The sequence below is a fragment of the Halobacterium sp. GSL-19 genome (assembly GCF_016917855.1).
GTDB classification, from domain to species: domain Archaea; phylum Halobacteriota; class Halobacteria; order Halobacteriales; family Halobacteriaceae; genus Halobacterium; species Halobacterium salinarum.
Map to the genome: position 1 here is coordinate 765717 of NZ_CP070377.1, position 14769 is coordinate 780485.

A 14769-nucleotide genomic window follows, 5' to 3' on the forward strand; every position below is an offset into this window, starting at 1 on the left:
CTGGGCCGTGCACACGCCACTGCGGTCAGACCGACAGGCCGGTGACGCGGTCGGCGAGGCGCTCGCGTTCGCGGTGGCTGGCCTCGGCGTCCGTCGACACCTCGATGACGTGCGTGCCGGCGTCGCCCAGCGCCGCCCGGTAGGCCGCTCGGAACTCCCCCACGGTGTCCGTGCGGGCGAACGAGAGCGCGTACGTGTCGGCGGTGGGCGCGAAGTCCAGGCCGTGGGGGGTCTTGAACTGCCCCGTGAACGGCGGGTCGAACTGCTCGATGGGGAGCATGTGGAAGATGCTGCCGCCGTCGTTGTTCACGAGCACGATCGTGGCGTCGACCCCGCAGCGCTCCAGCGCCAGCAGCCCGTTCGAATCGTGGAAGTACGCCAGATCACCGACCAGCCCGACGACGGGGTCGGCGGTCGCACTGCCGGCGCCGAGCGCCGACGAGATCACGCCGTCGATGCCCGACGCCCCGCGGTTCCCGAGCACCGCGAGGTCGGCCCCACGGGGCGCTGCGAACCGGTCGAAATCCCGGATCGGCATGCTGTTCGAGACGAACACCGTCGCAGGGTCGGGCGCGCCGGCGGCGACCGTGGCCGCGATCTCGCCTTCGAGCGTGGCGGCCGGCTGGAAGTCATCGACCGCCGCCCAGTAGCGCGCCTCCAGGTCGAGCACGTCGTCAGTCCACGCCGACCGCGTCCCGTCGGCCCGGGCCGCGATCGCGCGCGCGGTCGCAGCGGGGTCCGCAGCGACCACGTCGGTCGCGGTGAACTCGGCTTCCCGCCACCCGCCGGCGGGGTCGACGACGACCTGGCGGGCGTCGCTTGCGGCGAGCCACTTGCGGAGGGGTTTCGATGTCGGGGACGCGCCGAACCGGAGGACGAACTCCGGGTGTGGCACGTCCGCGGCGAGGAAGCCGTCGTAGCCGCCGACGACCGGCGCATCGCCGACGTGGGGGCCGAACCGGAGCCCCGACAGCGGGTCGGCGAAGATCGGGGCGCCGGTGGCGTCGGCGAGCGCGGCCGCGGCGTCCGGGGTGATCCCGGCACCGCCGTCGGCGGGGCCGGCGACGACGAGCGGACGGGCGGCGGTGGTGGCCGCGGCAGCGAGCGCGGCGGCGGTTTCGCCGGCCGGCTCTGTGGTGCCGTCGTGGACCGAAACGAACGGCGTGTCGCCGTCGCGCCCGGCGGCCGCCAGCGGGTGGTCGTCGTCGAACGACGGCGGCACGTCACCGGGCACCGACACCGGCTCCAGGGGCTTCCGGAACGGGACGTTGAGGTGGACCGGGCCGGGCTTCGAACCCGTGGTGTGGCCGACGGCGCGACAGACACTGGTTCGCAGCGACCGGAGCTTGCGGGCGGTCACCTCCGGTTCCGGGAGGTCCTCGTAATACCGGACGGCGCTGCCGTAGAGCTGCTCCTGGTCGACGGTCTGGTTGGCACCCGAGCCGCGGAGCTCCGGCGGGCGGTCGGCGGTGAGCACGACCAGCGGGATGCGGGCCTGGGCGGCCTCCATCACCGCCGGGTGGAGGTTCGCGGTGGCAGTGCCCGACGTGGTGAGGACGGCGGTCGGCGCGCCCGTTCGCTTCCCGCGGCCGAGCGCGAAAAACGCCGCCGAGCGCTCGTCGAGATGGGAGTACACCGTGAGGTCGTCGTGGGCGTCCACGGCAACCGTCAGCGGCGTCGACCGGCTGCCCGGACAGACGCAGACGGCGTGGACGCCCGCGGCGGCGAGTTCGTCGGCGATCGCGCGCGCCCACAGCGTGTTCCGGTTCGGTGCCGTCATTGTAGCTCGTCGAGGACGGGGCGGTATTTGAGCTGGACTTCCTCCCACTCCGCGTCGGGGGTGCTGTCGCCGACGATGCCGTTGCCGGCGAACAGCGTCACCGAGTCGTCGTCGACCACACCGGAGCGCAGCCCGACGCCGAAGGTGCCGTCGCCGTCGGCGTCGATCCAGCCGATCGGGGCGGCGTACCACCCGCGGTCGAACGTCTCGGTGTCGCGGATCGTCGCCAGCGCGTCGGCCGGCGGCAGGCCGTTGACCGCCGGGGTGGGGTGTAGCGTCTCGATCACGTCCAGGACGTGGGTGTCGGCACTCACGGCGGCCGAGATCGGGGTTTCGAGGTGCTGGATGGTGGACAGCTGTCGGACGTCGCGGTCCCCGACGGCCACGTCACCGATCCCCTCCAGGCGGCGCGCGATCGTGTCGACGACGACGCCCTGCTCGTGGCGGAGCTTGTCGCTCTCCCGGAGGCGGTCGGCCAGCCGCGCGTCGGCGGCAGGGGAGTCGCCGCGGCCGACCGACCCGGCGAGCGCCACCGTCTCCACGCGGCCGTCGCGCAGCGACGCCAGGCGCTCGGGGGTCGCGCCGAGGAACACCCCCCCGTCGGCGGGGGCGACGAGGAAGCGAAAACACGCGGGGTAGCGTTGGCGCAGCCGTTCGAGGAGGGCGCACGGCGTCGCCGGTTCGGCGAGGTCCGCGCGCAGCGCGGTCGCCAACACGACCTTGCGGAGTGGCCCCGACTGGATGCGGTCGACGGCGTCCTGGACGCCGGCGGTCCAGGCGTCCCGGCCCGGCGTCGGCGTGGTGTCAGTGACGCCGGGGCGTGGTCCGGCGGCCTGCATCGCGGGCAGCGAGTCGACGGCGTCGCGGGCGTCGGCCAGCGATGCCGACGCGGACGCCGCCGTGGCGTCCGGGCCGGCTTCGATCGCGGTCAGCCACGTCTCGTCGCCGACGCTGGTGAGCTGGATCGCCGGCAGCACGAACCGTGCGGGCGGAAACCCCTGCCAGACGCCGGCGGCGGTGTGGGCGTCGAAAAACGAGAACCCGCCGAACAGTCGCGGGCGTGCGGCGTCGGGGCCGTCGTGGGTGAGATCGGCGAACAGCCCCGTCGACCACTCGCGGACGGCCGCGAACCGGTCGCCGCCCGCTGCAGTCACCGACGCGGCGGTGCCAGCCCCGGACAGTTCGAGTCCGTCGGGGTCGGCCCAGTGGAACCCCGGTTCGGCGTGGGCAGCGAGAAACGCCCGCGTGGAGACGTCCGCAACCCGGCAGCTCGTCGCAACGACCGGCCCGTCAGCGGTCGTTTCCCCGGCAAGCGAACTCATTATCAACGGTTTGCACTGCTGGGTGAAATACCCTGTTGTCCCGGCCTAACTGTAGCGGTCTTCGGCCCACGGGTCGGCGGTGTTCGAGTAGCCGCGCTTCTCCCAGTAGCCGCGCTGGGGTTCCGTGAGGAACTCGACGCCGTCCACCCACTTTGCGCCCTTGTACGCGTACTTGTGTGGGGTGACGACGCGCAGCGGGCCGCCGTGTTCGGGGGGCAGCGGGTCGTCGTCGAACGCCCACGTGAACAACACCTCCTCGCGCATGCAGTCCGCCAGCGGGAGGTTCGTGGTGTAGCCGTCGAGGGCGTGGAACAACACGTGGACCGCGTCGTCGGTGACACCCGCTGCGGCGGCCAGTTCGGGAAACGGGACGCCGGTGAACTCGCAGTCGAGTTTCGACCAGCCGGTCACGCAGTGGAAGTCCTGGCGTTGTGTGACCGTGTCGAGCGCACGGAACTCGTCGTAGGACAGCGACAGCTCGGTGTCGACAGCACCGGTCACGGTGAACGTCCACGTGTCCCGGTCCCAGTTCGGGGTGTCGCCTTTCGAGAGCACGGGGAACTTGGTGGTTTCGCGTTGGCCCGGGGGGATGCGGTCGTCCCCGAACGCCTGGTAGAGGTCGGTTACGTCCTCGACGGTCATACACCGGAGTAGTCGTCGCCATCACGTATTCCTACCGGAATCCGGAGACTCAGATCGGTCGAGACGAACCTGAGTTCAGCCTCCGCGGGGTGAACGTTCCGACGACGAAAAGCGGTGCCCGTCAAGCTTATCAAGGGAGGCGTCGAAGCGTCGGTCGTTAGGATGCCTACAGTCGAAGTCAACATCCCCGACCAGATCGAGATGCAGATCGCCCAGCTCGTTGAACAGGGGGAGTTCGTGAGCCGGGAGGAGGCGATTGAACAGCTGCTGTCCTCGGGTATTCGCGCCTACAAGACCAGCGGCCCCAGCGAGGACGAAGACGGTGCTGGCCTCGAAAGCGAGGGCGGCATGATGGGCCACGACGACGAATACGTCTTCTGACGTGGCACCCACTCTGGAACAACCCTTAAACACACGACTTCCTTACGCTGAGAGCATGCACAAAGACGAGCTCCTCGAACTCCACGAACAGATGGTGAACATCAAAGACCAGTTCCTCGGGTTCGACCACGTCGACGAGACCGCGTTCGCCGCGTACGAGGAACTGGACGTTGAACCGTCGCACGTACACAAATCGAAAAGCGAGCACAAGCATGCGGTGTTCCTGCTCGGGAACGCCCTGGCGGCCGCGATGAGCGAAGACGAGTTCTCCAGTGCGGGCCGCATCAGCAAGCGAATGGAGGAGCTCGCGGACGACGCCTCGAACCAGCTGTAGCCGGCCGGTCCACAGGGGCACACAGTGGGGTGCTCGTCGGCCCGAAAAGGCTTATACGCAGCCCTCGCATTCTCCCGGACATGCAGGCACGCACAGTCGAGCGAGTGGAGTCCTGGGACTCCCGGCCGTTCTCCGGGGGCGTCGGGCAGCTCCACGACCTCGCGGACGCCGATTTTTCCGGCGCGGTCGACGCCGATGGGACGTGGCTGTTCTTCCTGAACGGCCGCGTGATCGGCGTTTTCGACGGCGACATGGACCGTGTCGCTGACGCCGACGGGACGGTGTACGAAGCCCCCGACGAGTCAGTCGCATTGCTGTACGCGATGCGCCACCAGGACGGCGAGACGCAGGCGAAATACTACACGAACGACACGCCGCTGTCCGAGGCCAGCCAGACACTCACGGACGCGAACTTCACGGGATACATCGAGCTCTCGGAGAACGTCCTTTCCGGGGATTACTACGTTGTCTACTACGGCGGCCGCTCGATGAGCGCCGCGTTCATCGGCACCCGCGAGGAGCTCCACACCGGCGACGAGGCCTTCGAGCGCGCGGACGACGAGGTCGGCGTCTACGAGGTCGTGAAGGCCCCGGTGAGCGTGACCGAACTCCCCGAGCGCCCGGACGACGGCGACGACACACCGGCCGAAACGGCTGCCCACACGACCACCGCCGCCGACGACGCGTCGACCGACAGCGAGGCCACGACCGAGGACGCGTCACCGCCGGCCGGCGAAGGCGGAGTGCAGTCGGCGGCCAGCGACGGCGGGGCGTCGGCGGCAACCACCAGCGAGGCGTCGCCGACAGCGCCCACGAGCGCCGAGCGGGCCGCGGACGCCGACAGCGGCGCGTCGACGGCGGCGCAGGGTTCGGGCGCGCCAGGGAGCGCCAGCCAGCCGGCGGACGGGGAGCAGGCGTGGCAGGAGACCACGTCAGTGCCGACGATCAGCCCGGCTGACAGCGAGGGTGAGCAGCCGGCCGGACGGTCCGGGGCGTCAGCGTCGACGACGAACGCGTCGGCACCGTCGACCTCGTCGTCATCATCGGCGGCTGGCGGGCGGCAGTCGACGCTGGAGAAGCTCAAACGCGCGGTGAAGAAGCGCGAGCAGAAACTGCAGGCGGCGAGCGAGCGGATCGACACGCTGAAAGACGAACGTGACGACCTCCGATCGACGGTCTCGACGCTCGAACGCGAGCGCGACGAGCTGCAGGCGGAGGTCGCCTCGCTTGAGGAGACGGTGTCGTCCCTGGAGGAGGAGGTGGCGGCAAGCGAGCCGGCCGACGCAGCCGAGGACGCCGGCGCTGCTGGTGTGACGTTGAGCGCCGAGGACGCGCTCGCGGGGACGGATCTGTTCGTGCGCTACGACTCGAAGGGGAAGCCGACGCTCGACGAGCTCGACGCCACGACGGATCCGGACGCGGTCAACGGGAACCTCCGCGTCGACCATCACACGCAGTTCGACACGTCGGCGGCGACGGTCGATGGAACCGCCTTCGAGTCGTTTCTGGCGGATTCCGCGGCGTACACGTTCGTGTCATGGACGGTGCGAGCGCTCCCCTACGAGATCCGGGAGTCCGGCCACCAGAGCGGGTTGAGCGAGCTGTACGCGGCGCTTCCCAGCGTTGACCGCGCGGAGCTGCGCGGGACGGTGGAGGTGAGCCCGGACGACGAGACGACGATCTCCCGCACGTTCGACGTGGTGTTGCGGGATCGGATGGGCAACGCGCTGGTGGTCGCGGACATCAACACGGGCCGGGATCCGGTGACCGCCGAGGAGATGGCGGCGCTGGTGTCGGACGCCACCGCCATCAGGGAGGGGACCGATCACCTCGCGGCGGCGATGTACGTCACCGGGTCGTTCTTCGAGCCGGCGGCGCTTGAGACCGCTGGGGACGCAACCGCCAGTGGCGGGTTGTTGTCGCGCAGCGACCGTGAGAGCTTCGTGAACGTCGGTCGGAAAGCCGGCTATCATCTGTGTCTCGTGGAGGATCGCGACGACGCGTTCCACCTGACGGTGCCGGAGCTGTAGTCGGAGAAGACGGAGGTGTTATTCGGCCTCTGCGGCCGCGTCGATCTTCATGGACTCCATTTTGTCCATGATCTCGTCGACTTTGCCGTCGAGTTCCTCGACGAATTCGTGGGTGCGGTCGGTGGTGATTGCGCCCTGGCTCGACGGCTCGATGAGGGTCTCCTCTTCGAGGACGCGAAGCGAGTAGCGGACCTTGTGATGCGGGTAGCCGGTCTCGTTGGACATCTTTACGATGCCGATGGGCTCGCTCTCGATGACCATGCGGAGGACTTCCAGATGGCGTTCGAGCATATCAACTTCTTTCTCAAGTCGATCTATCATGGCATTTGTTAACTAGTCATGGCGGGGTTTTAAATGTTGTCACGGCAGGAGAACCGACAGCGACACACAGTACTACGACGGTGGTAACAATTAACGGTTCTGCTACGTGATCTGACACGACGGATTCCACACGAATATTCACGAACGTGTCCAAGCGAGTCCGTGAGACCGTAACTGGTATCACGACCGTGGCGAAAGGCGTGAGCATGACCGTCACCATCGTCGGCGCCCAGCTTGGGGACGAAGGCAAAGGGGGGGTCGTCGACCTCTTCGGAGACGCCACAGACGTCGTCGTTCGCTACCAGGGCGGCGACAACGCCGGCCACACGGTTGTCGCCGGCGGCGAAGAGTACAAACTCTCGCTGGTTCCGTCCGGGGTCGTGCGCGGGAAGACCGGCGTCCTCGGGAACGGCTGCGTGATCAACCCCGAAACGCTGTTCGAGGAAGTCGACGCGCTCCGGGAGCGCGGCCTCGACCCCGACGTTCGGTTGGCCAAGCGCGCACACGTCATCCTGCCGTTCCACCGCGAGCTCGACGGCGCAGAGGAGGCCGCGAAAGCCGACTCCGACAGCGAGATCGGCACCACCGGCCGCGGCATCGGCCCGACCTACGAGGACAAGATCGGTCGCCGCGGCGTCCGCGTCGGCGACCTCCTCAACGAGGACGCGCTCCGTGACCGCCTCGAATACCTCGTCGACGCCAAGCGCGCCATCTACGAGGACGTCTACGGCTTCGACGCCAGCGAGACCGACGGCGCGTTCGACATCGACGCGATCCACGAGCAGTGTCTGGCGTACGCCGACCGCATCCGCGACGAAGACCTCGCCGTGAACGCCGGCGACTACCTCGCCGACCGCATCGCCGACGGCGACAACGTGATGCTGGAGGGCGCACAGGGCACCAGCCTCGACATCGACCACGGCAACTTCCCGTACGTCACGTCCTCGAACCCGACGGCGGGCTACGCCGCCACGGGGTCGGGTCTCGGCCCGACCACCGTCGGCCAGGGTGAGATCGTCGGCATCATCAAAGCCTACCTCTCCCGCGTCGGCAGCGGCCCGATGCCCACCGAGCTGGACGGCGACCAGGCCGAATACATCCGCGAGGAGGGCGGCGAATACGGCACCGTCACGGGCCGCCCGCGCCGCGTCGGCTGGCTGGACATGCCGATGCTCCGCCACGCCGCCCGCGCCAACGGCTTCACCGGCATCGCCATCAACCACCTCGACGTGCTCGCCGAGCTCGACGAGGTGAACGTCGGGCACGCCTACGAGCGTGACGGCGAGCGCATCCACACGCTCCCAGCGACCACGGAAGCATGGCGCGACTGCGACCCCGTGATGAAGTCCTTCGACGGCTGGTCGGCGTTCGATCCGGCGGTCGTCGCCGACGCCGGCTACAGCGCGCTGCCCGACAACGCCCAGGCGTACGTCGAGTACGTCGAAGCCGAACTCGACACGCCAGCGTACGTGCTCGGCGTCGGTCCCGGCCGCGAGGAGTCCATCGTCCGGCAGAACCCCTTCCAGTAACCACGCCTGGAACCCGCACGCTTTTGCCGACCGCGCGCCAGCATGCACGTATGAAAGAGGATCTGCTGGACATCGTCTGCTGTCCGCTGGACAAACACGACCTGACGCTTGACGCGGACGCCACGGAGGACGGTGAAGTGATGGCGGGGACGCTGACGTGCACGGACTGCGGCGAGACGTATCCGATCGAGGACGGCATCCCGAACCTGCTCCCGCCGGACATGCGCGACGACGCCGAGTCGGCGTCGGCCTGACCCGGGGAATCTTTTTCAGCCCGCAGGGCGGACGCTGGCACGTGCCGGACACGCTGTCGGTCCACCTGAACCGCGAGCGGCCACGCGATCTCGCTCCGGAAGCCACGACCCTGGAGACCGACCGGTCGTTCGTCCTCTCGTTCGTCAACCACGGCCAACCCCTCCACGTGCACGTACAGCCCGACGAGCGGCTCGCGGACATCGCCACCGTCAGCGAGACCCAGGTGTACGTCGCGGCGAACGAGACCCGCACCGTCGACGTGGTGGCCCCCCGGGACGCCGGGCCCGCCGACGGCACGCTCCGACTGGTCACCGGACACGGGGCCGAGTCGGAGAACGTGACCGTGTCGATCACCCAGGAGCGCAAAGACGGCGGGCCGGACGTGGCCGTCGACGACACGCTCACGGAAAAACAGTCCCGCCCCGAGCCCGACACGGGCGTGTCGCTCCGCCACGCCGTGATCCCGGTGGCAGTCGTCGTGGCGGTCGTCGCGGCCGCCGGCGCGATCGCGGTGGCGGTGCCGGACGCCGGCGCTGTCGTGGTGGGCGTTGCGGGCGTGCTCGCGGGCTGTGGCGTCGGTGCCTACGAGCTGCTGCGCTGACCCCGGCTAGTGGTGATCGCCGTCGTCATCGTCGTCGTCGTGGTCTTCGGGGTACGTCGGCGTGCCCGAGAGCCCGTGGTCGTCCATGCGCTTGGCGCGCAGGAACCGCGTGCGGTAGCGGTTCGCGCCCTCGTACACGTCGGCTTCGCGGATGTCGTCGGTGCGGTCGTCGGCGACCGCGCCGATGATGTCTTCGATCTGTTCTTTCTCCGCGGGCGTGAGTTCGAACGTGTACTCTCGGGTGTCCTCGCGTTCGAGCGTGGTGAACTTGCGGGCGGCCGCGACGAACAGCGAGCAGGGCTCTCGACACGGGAACTCCCCGTCGCCGCGGGGCACGTCCAGGGCGTCGTCCTCGTCGCGGTCCCACTCGCGGCGCTTGAGACACTGGGAGTCGACACAGCAGGCTTCGGCCGCCCATTCGAGGGCGTCCTTGTCGAGGTCGGAGACGATCCCGTAGATGCCGGTCTGGCGGTCGGCAACGTCGGCCCAGTGATCGACGTCGAGGCTGCCCTCGCGCTCGCGGTGCCAGTTCGCGACCGTCGCCGGATAGACGTAGTCGATGGTGTCGACCAGCGCGCCGCCGTCGAGGTCGGTGAACGCCCAGCCGTGGGGAAGCGACGGCGCAGTCGAAAGCGGGCGATAGCCGTCGTCGTCGTCGTGCTTGACGAGTTCGCGCGCGTCACGTGGATCCGTGTACGTCGCAAGCGTGTCGGTGTCCGCGTCGACGTCGTCGGCGTGCCGAACGTCGTAGCGCCGGCTGCCGGCCGCGTCGCCGTGGGTGACGGTGACCGCGAGCTCCCCCCAGTGGCGGGTGTGTCCCGAATCCAGGGCGTCGTAGCGCTCCGGGACGGGGCGGTCGTCGCCGCCCTCCAGCCACCGGAGAAACGCCCGCCGCGGGGTGTCGTGGCCGCCGATGTCGTGCTCCCAGTAGTACCAGTTGGTCACGTACGGGGAGTCGGCGTGCTCTCGGAGATCGGCCGCAGTCAGGACGGCGTCCGTGTCCGGCGTCCGGAACTGGTAGCCGTCGTCGCCCGCGGCGACGGTGAGTCCGTCGAAGTCGATCCCGTCGGCATCGGCAGCGTCTACGAGTGCGTCTGCGACCGACATCAGTCCCCCGCAGCCGCGTTCGCGCCCCGGGTCTGTTCGCGGACGGCGTCGACGGCGTCACCGACCGGGGCACCGGCGTCCGCGGCGCGCTCCAGGACCACGTCGGCGGCCAACGGTTCGGTGCCGACCGCCCCCGAGTACCAGATGTCGTGGCCATCGACCGCCGTGGGGATGTCGTAGCCGGTGCGGTAGTCGTCGGTCAGCCCCATGTCCTCGGGGATGTCCTCCTGGGTGTGGAACCCGTCGGAGACGAACAACGGCACGACCACGATGTCGTCGGTGTCGAAGAAGTCGGTGACATCGTCGACCTCCGGGTCCTCGTCCATGAACACCGCCTGAACCTCGCCGAACACGCCCATCTCCCGGATCTGGTCGGCGTGATAGTAGATGGCTTTCGCGGAGTTCTCGTTTCGCTCGGTGCCGTGTCCGACGACCGCGAGGCCGAAGTCGTCGCCGAACTCCTCGCGGCCGGTGACGGAGCTGGCTCGCTGGACGATGACCTCGCTCATCGAGTCGTGCGTTCCGACCGGTCCACAGTAGTGGATCGTCTTCTCGACGTCGTCGGCTTCGAGCGTGACGTGGTCGGCGTCGGTGCCGTCGGAGTCCCAGTCGTCGGGATCGAAGTCGTCGAGTCGCAGCTCGCGCGGAATGACTTGTTCGGTGAAATACCCCTCGGAGATGAACAGCGGGACCACGTACACCTCGTCGGACTCCAGTGTCCGTAGCACGTTCCGGAAGGACGGCTCCTCCTTCCAGAAGGCCTCCCGGACTTCGTCGAACGCGCCCGACTCGCGAATGGTGTCGGCGTGCGTGTACGCGGGCTCCGAGGAGCCCGGGTTGAGGTGTGATCCGTGTCCGACGATGACCAACGCTTGCATGCTCGTTCGTATGGCCGACACAGCCTTAGTGGCTTCGGGAACGGTGCGTTTGGCCCCAAAAACGGGGGTCTTTCGCCTATTTTAAATCACATGACACAGATATGTGATGCAATGGTGTCCGTTCGGCTCTGCCTGATCCTCGCCCTCGTCGTGCTCGGTGGGTGCGTGTTCGTCCTCACGGACGACCACACCGGAGCACCGCCGAGCACCGCCGTCGCGGCCGGACTCAACGACATCGAATCGGTGTCGGCCACGGAGGTGTCCGGCATCAGGTTCGGGAACACGAGCAGCCACACGACGACCACCCTCCGGATCTCGCTGGCGGGGGACTCGTTGCGACGGTTCAGCCGGGTGCGCGAGCCGAACGCCACGGCCGGCGACGTGACACTGGTGACCGGGCACGGCACGATGGCCTACGACGCCAGCAGGAACCGCGTCACACGCGCGCCGCACAACGACGCGGCGGTATCAGTCGTCGATCAGGCGGGCTTCTACGAGCGCGTCGTCGCGGCAGCCCACGACGGATCGACGGTCACGGTGCCATCCCAGGGCGTGTCGCCGCTGCCCGCGATCCCCGCAGCCGACGCGGACGCCACGGACAACACGACCGACGTGCCCGGCTACGCGGTCTCGTATCTGGGCGCGCGAACCGTCGCCGGCCGGAACGCCCACGGGTTCCGGTTGACACCCGCGACCGACGCAGCAGCGGACATGACACAGACGCTGTGGCTCGACGCCCGGTACTACTACCCGCTGCGGACAGTCACGACCGTGACCAGCAACGCGACCACGTACCACCTGCGGTCGCACCTGGAGAACGTCACGTTCAACGCCGATCTGTCCGCGGACTCGTTCAGTTGGACGCCGCCCGCCGGCGCGACGATAGAGACCGTCGACACTACGACCCGCCGCTTCGATGCACTGGCGGCGCTGCGTGACGCGAGCAGGCTGTCGGTCCCCGACCCGGAGTTGCCCGCCGCGTACAGCTTCGACTCCGGGCGGACGTCGGGCGCTGACCACCGCCAGGTGACTGCCGAGTACAGCGCGCCCGGCGCACACCGGGCCACGATGACGAAGTTCACCGCCCCGCCGGGCGGTCCGGCACTCGACGCCGGCGCACAGGTCACGGTGGCCGGGCAGCCCGCCAGCTACCTGGTGACGGGGCACACCAGGCGGGTGTCGTGGGCCTGCGGCGGCGTACAGTATCGGCTCTCCTCGGGCGCCCTCAATCGGAGCCAGTTGCTTGCCAGCGCCGCCGCGGTCGCCTGCCGATAGCGACCGGCTACGACGGCCGGCGGTACAGCGAGTACGCGATACACACCAACCCCGCGAACTGGAGGAGTCGCACGGTCAGCGTGAGTGGCTGCTGCAGGCCGCCGTTGATGACGTCGAGCCGGAGCAGCCCCGTGCCGACGAACGCCGCCGTGTTCGTCACGGCGGTCAGGAGGATGAGGCCGACGGAGAGATACTGCATCGACGTGCTCTGGTGGCGCCTGAACCCCCGATAGGCTTGGTAGCCAATGAACAACCCCACGAGCGTCGACACCATCGAGACGATGACGATTGCTGGAAACCAGATCATAATCCCTCCCACATGCGTGTGAATCGGTCGGCGACGTCTTCGGTCTCGCACTCGACTTCGGTGGTGAACTCACCGTCGTCCAGCTCAAGCGTGAACTGCGTGAGCGTGGCGCGGTAGACGCTGTGGTGGTTGCCGTCCGACCGGACGTTGATCGACTCCTCAAGCAGTCCGAGTTCGGTGAGGTCGTCGATCCGGCGATACACCGTCGCGGTCGATGCGTCACACGTCTCGCTGAGCTGGGTCGCAGACATTGGGTCCCTACTTGCAGCGGCGAGGATGGCTCTCGCGTGCTCGTCGTCGAGCATCGAGAGCACCGCCGTGGGATCAGTCTCCTCGCTCACACCGCTGTTTCGCACGCAGGGTATTTAAACGCAGCTTGCCAGTCGCAGGCCCTGCAATAAACCGACCGGCGGTACGGCGCTGACCGCGACGGGATCGCGTCCCGATGCCGCCCGTGGGAGCGACGATTCCGACGCCTTGAAGCGCTGGCCGCCGTACGTTCTGGGGATGACGCAGTACGTGTCGAACACCCGCTCCGGCGAGCAGGAGGCGTTCGAGCCAGACGACCCCGAGAACGTGCTCGTGTACACGTGTGGGTTGACGGTTTCGGACGACGCCCACCTCGGGCACGCGCGGCTGTGGGTGCAGTCGGACGTGATGACGCGGTGGCTCTCGCATGCCGGGTACGGCGTGCGGCACGTGCAGAACGTCACGGACGTCAACGAGAAGATCGTCGCGCGCGTCGGCGCTGACGGGCTCGGTGACACCGAGGCCGCAGTGGCCGCCCATTACACGCAGTCGGTGATCGACGACATGCGCGCGCTGAACCTCGCGCGGGCCGACGTCTACCCACGGGTCTCCGAGCACGTCCCCGAGATCATCGACCTCATCGGGGACCTCGTCGATGCGGGCTACGCCTACGAGGCCGGCGGCTCGGTCTACTTCGACGTGCGCCGCTTCGAGGAGTACGGCGCGCTCTCCGGCCAGCAGGTCGACGAACTCGACCCACAGGGACCGGACGCCGAGCAGGCCGAGAAGCGCCACCCGGCGGATTTCGCGCTCTGGAAGGCCGGCGGCGTCAGTCCCGACGACGCCAACACCCACCGAGACGACGAACTGCCCCCGTTGGACGGCGAGCGCGGCCAGACGTGGGCGTCGCCGTGGGGCGAGGGGCGGCCCGGCTGGCATATCGAGTGCTCGGCGATGGCGATGACCCACCTGGACGACCACATCGACATCCACGTCGGCGGGCAGGACCTGGTGTTCCCCCACCACGAAAACGAGATCGCGCAAAGTGAGGCCGCGTCCGGCGAGCGGTTCGCCGACCACTGGCTGCACGTGCGCCTCCTGGAGACCGACGGCGAGAAGATGTCCTCCAGCCTGGGGAACTTCTTCACCGTGTCGAACGCGGTGGCCGAACGCGGCCCGAACGTGGTCCGGATGCTGCTGGTGTCGACGTCGTACACCCAGCGCCAGACGTACTCCGAGGCCACCGTCAGCGAGGCCACCCAGCGCTGGGAGCGCCTCCAGCGCGCCCACGAGCGCGCGGCCGACGCCATCGACAGCGTGGCCGCCCACGCCAAGCCCGCCGACGACGCGCTCCGGACGGCGGTCGCCGACGCGCGCGGGGACTTCGCGGCCGCGATGCGCGCGGACTTCAACACGCGGGCAGCGGTGTCCGCGCTGCTCGAACTGGCGTCGGCGGTGAACCGCCACGTGGACGGCACCGACACGTACGACTACCAGGGGCTCCACGACGCCGTCGACGCGTTCGAAACGCTTGGCGGGGACGTGCTCGGCCTCCAGTTCGACGACGGCGCGGGCGAAGACGCGGTGTCGCTGGCCGACGACGTGATCGACCTCGTGTTGGACGTGCGCGAACAGGAGCGCACGGCGGGCAACTACGAGCGCGCCGACGACCTCCGGGACCGCCTCGAAGCCCTCGGCGTGTCCGTCGAGGACACCGACGACGGCGCGACGGTTCGGCGCTGACGGACCCACTACGCC

The 14769-nt window shown here is 68.8% G+C and carries 16 protein-coding genes; 8 read left to right on the plus strand and 8 right to left on the minus strand.

The features are described 5' to 3' along the window. Positions 1-25: 25 nt before the first annotated feature. The 3 genes from menD to JT689_RS05690 are packed head-to-tail and all read right to left on the minus strand — an operon-like array spanning position 26 to position 3744. Positions 26-1780, minus strand: coding sequence for a 2-succinyl-5-enolpyruvyl-6-hydroxy-3-cyclohexene-1-carboxylic-acid synthase (gene menD, locus JT689_RS05680; protein ID WP_205251758.1), 1755 nt, complete (start codon positions 1778-1780; stop codon positions 26-28). Then, positions 1777-3102: an isochorismate synthase MenF gene (locus JT689_RS05685; protein WP_136361386.1), complete on the minus strand. Its 1326-nt coding sequence runs from the start codon at positions 3100-3102 to the stop codon at positions 1777-1779. The genes menD and JT689_RS05685 overlap by 4 nt, the downstream gene beginning before the upstream one ends. Before the next feature lie 45 nt (positions 3103-3147). Further along, positions 3148-3744, minus strand: coding sequence for a sulfite oxidase-like oxidoreductase (locus tag JT689_RS05690; RefSeq protein WP_010902777.1), 597 nt, complete (start codon positions 3742-3744; stop codon positions 3148-3150). A gap of 162 nt (positions 3745-3906) precedes the next feature. On the opposite strand from JT689_RS05690, the gene JT689_RS05695 reads away from it, so the two are divergent. The 3 genes from JT689_RS05695 (at position 3907) to JT689_RS05705 (ending at position 6489) form a co-directional block, all read left to right on the plus strand. Continuing rightward, positions 3907-4125: a hypothetical protein gene (locus JT689_RS05695; protein ID WP_010902778.1), complete on the plus strand. Its 219-nt coding sequence runs from the start codon at positions 3907-3909 to the stop codon at positions 4123-4125. 55 nt (positions 4126-4180) lie between these two features. Then, positions 4181-4459: a UPF0058 family protein gene (locus JT689_RS05700; protein ID WP_010902779.1), complete on the plus strand. Its 279-nt coding sequence runs from the start codon at positions 4181-4183 to the stop codon at positions 4457-4459. An 80-nt stretch (positions 4460-4539) separates the two neighbouring features. Beyond that, on the plus strand, positions 4540-6489 hold the full coding sequence (locus tag JT689_RS05705) for a cell division protein ZapB (RefSeq protein ID WP_205251759.1): 1950 nt from the start codon (positions 4540-4542) through the stop codon (positions 6487-6489). 18 nt (positions 6490-6507) lie between these two features. On the opposite strand, the gene JT689_RS05710 is transcribed toward JT689_RS05705, so the two are convergent. Continuing rightward, complete coding sequence (locus tag JT689_RS05710; protein ID WP_012289276.1) at positions 6508-6810, minus strand: hypothetical protein; 303 nt, start codon at positions 6808-6810, stop codon at positions 6508-6510. Between the two features lie 206 nt (positions 6811-7016). Here JT689_RS05710 and JT689_RS05715 point away from each other — a divergent pair, with 206 nt between their 5' ends. From JT689_RS05715 to JT689_RS05725, 3 genes are read left to right on the plus strand one after another with little or no spacing between them, the layout of a single operon-like run. After that, the gene (locus JT689_RS05715) at positions 7017-8339 is read left to right on the plus strand and encodes an adenylosuccinate synthase (RefSeq protein WP_205251760.1); all 1323 of its coding nucleotides are present in this window, start codon (positions 7017-7019) and stop codon (positions 8337-8339) included. A gap of 50 nt (positions 8340-8389) precedes the next feature. Continuing rightward, positions 8390-8593, plus strand: coding sequence for a methytransferase partner Trm112 (locus JT689_RS05720; RefSeq protein WP_010902783.1), 204 nt, complete (start codon positions 8390-8392; stop codon positions 8591-8593). A 41-nt stretch (positions 8594-8634) separates the two neighbouring features. Next, entirely contained in the window at positions 8635-9195 is a 561-nt protein-coding gene (locus JT689_RS05725; protein ID WP_136361388.1) for a hypothetical protein, read from the plus strand. A gap of 6 nt (positions 9196-9201) precedes the next feature. Here the strand turns inward: JT689_RS05725 and JT689_RS05730 are convergent, their stop codons facing one another. Next, entirely contained in the window at positions 9202-10302 is a 1101-nt protein-coding gene (locus JT689_RS05730) for a DR2241 family protein (RefSeq protein ID WP_205251761.1), read from the minus strand. Next, a complete protein-coding gene (locus tag JT689_RS05735; protein ID WP_010902785.1) occupies positions 10302-11180 on the minus strand; it encodes a CbiX/SirB N-terminal domain-containing protein in 879 nt (292 codons plus the stop codon). The genes JT689_RS05730 and JT689_RS05735 overlap by 1 nt, the downstream gene beginning before the upstream one ends. A gap of 111 nt (positions 11181-11291) precedes the next feature. Here JT689_RS05735 and JT689_RS05740 point away from each other — a divergent pair, with 111 nt between their 5' ends. Next, a complete protein-coding gene (locus JT689_RS05740) occupies positions 11292-12455 on the plus strand; it encodes an outer membrane lipoprotein carrier protein LolA (protein WP_229373419.1) in 1164 nt (387 codons plus the stop codon). A gap of 7 nt (positions 12456-12462) precedes the next feature. Here the strand turns inward: JT689_RS05740 and JT689_RS05745 are convergent, their stop codons facing one another. Together JT689_RS05745 and JT689_RS05750 are read right to left on the minus strand one after the other, a co-directional pair. Beyond that, on the minus strand, positions 12463-12762 hold the full coding sequence (locus tag JT689_RS05745) for a hypothetical protein (protein ID WP_012289278.1): 300 nt from the start codon (positions 12760-12762) through the stop codon (positions 12463-12465). Next, the gene (locus JT689_RS05750; protein ID WP_049892503.1) at positions 12759-13103 is read right to left on the minus strand and encodes a winged helix-turn-helix domain-containing protein; all 345 of its coding nucleotides are present in this window, start codon (positions 13101-13103) and stop codon (positions 12759-12761) included. Before JT689_RS05750 ends, JT689_RS05745 begins: the two co-directional genes overlap by 4 nt. 166 nt (positions 13104-13269) lie before the next feature. On the opposite strand from JT689_RS05750, the gene cysS reads away from it, so the two are divergent. Beyond that, positions 13270-14754 carry a cysteine--tRNA ligase gene (cysS, locus tag JT689_RS05755; protein WP_205251763.1) on the plus strand — a complete coding sequence of 495 codons (1485 nt, stop codon included), beginning with the start codon at positions 13270-13272 and terminating at the stop codon, positions 14752-14754. Positions 14755-14769: the final 15 nt, after the last annotated feature.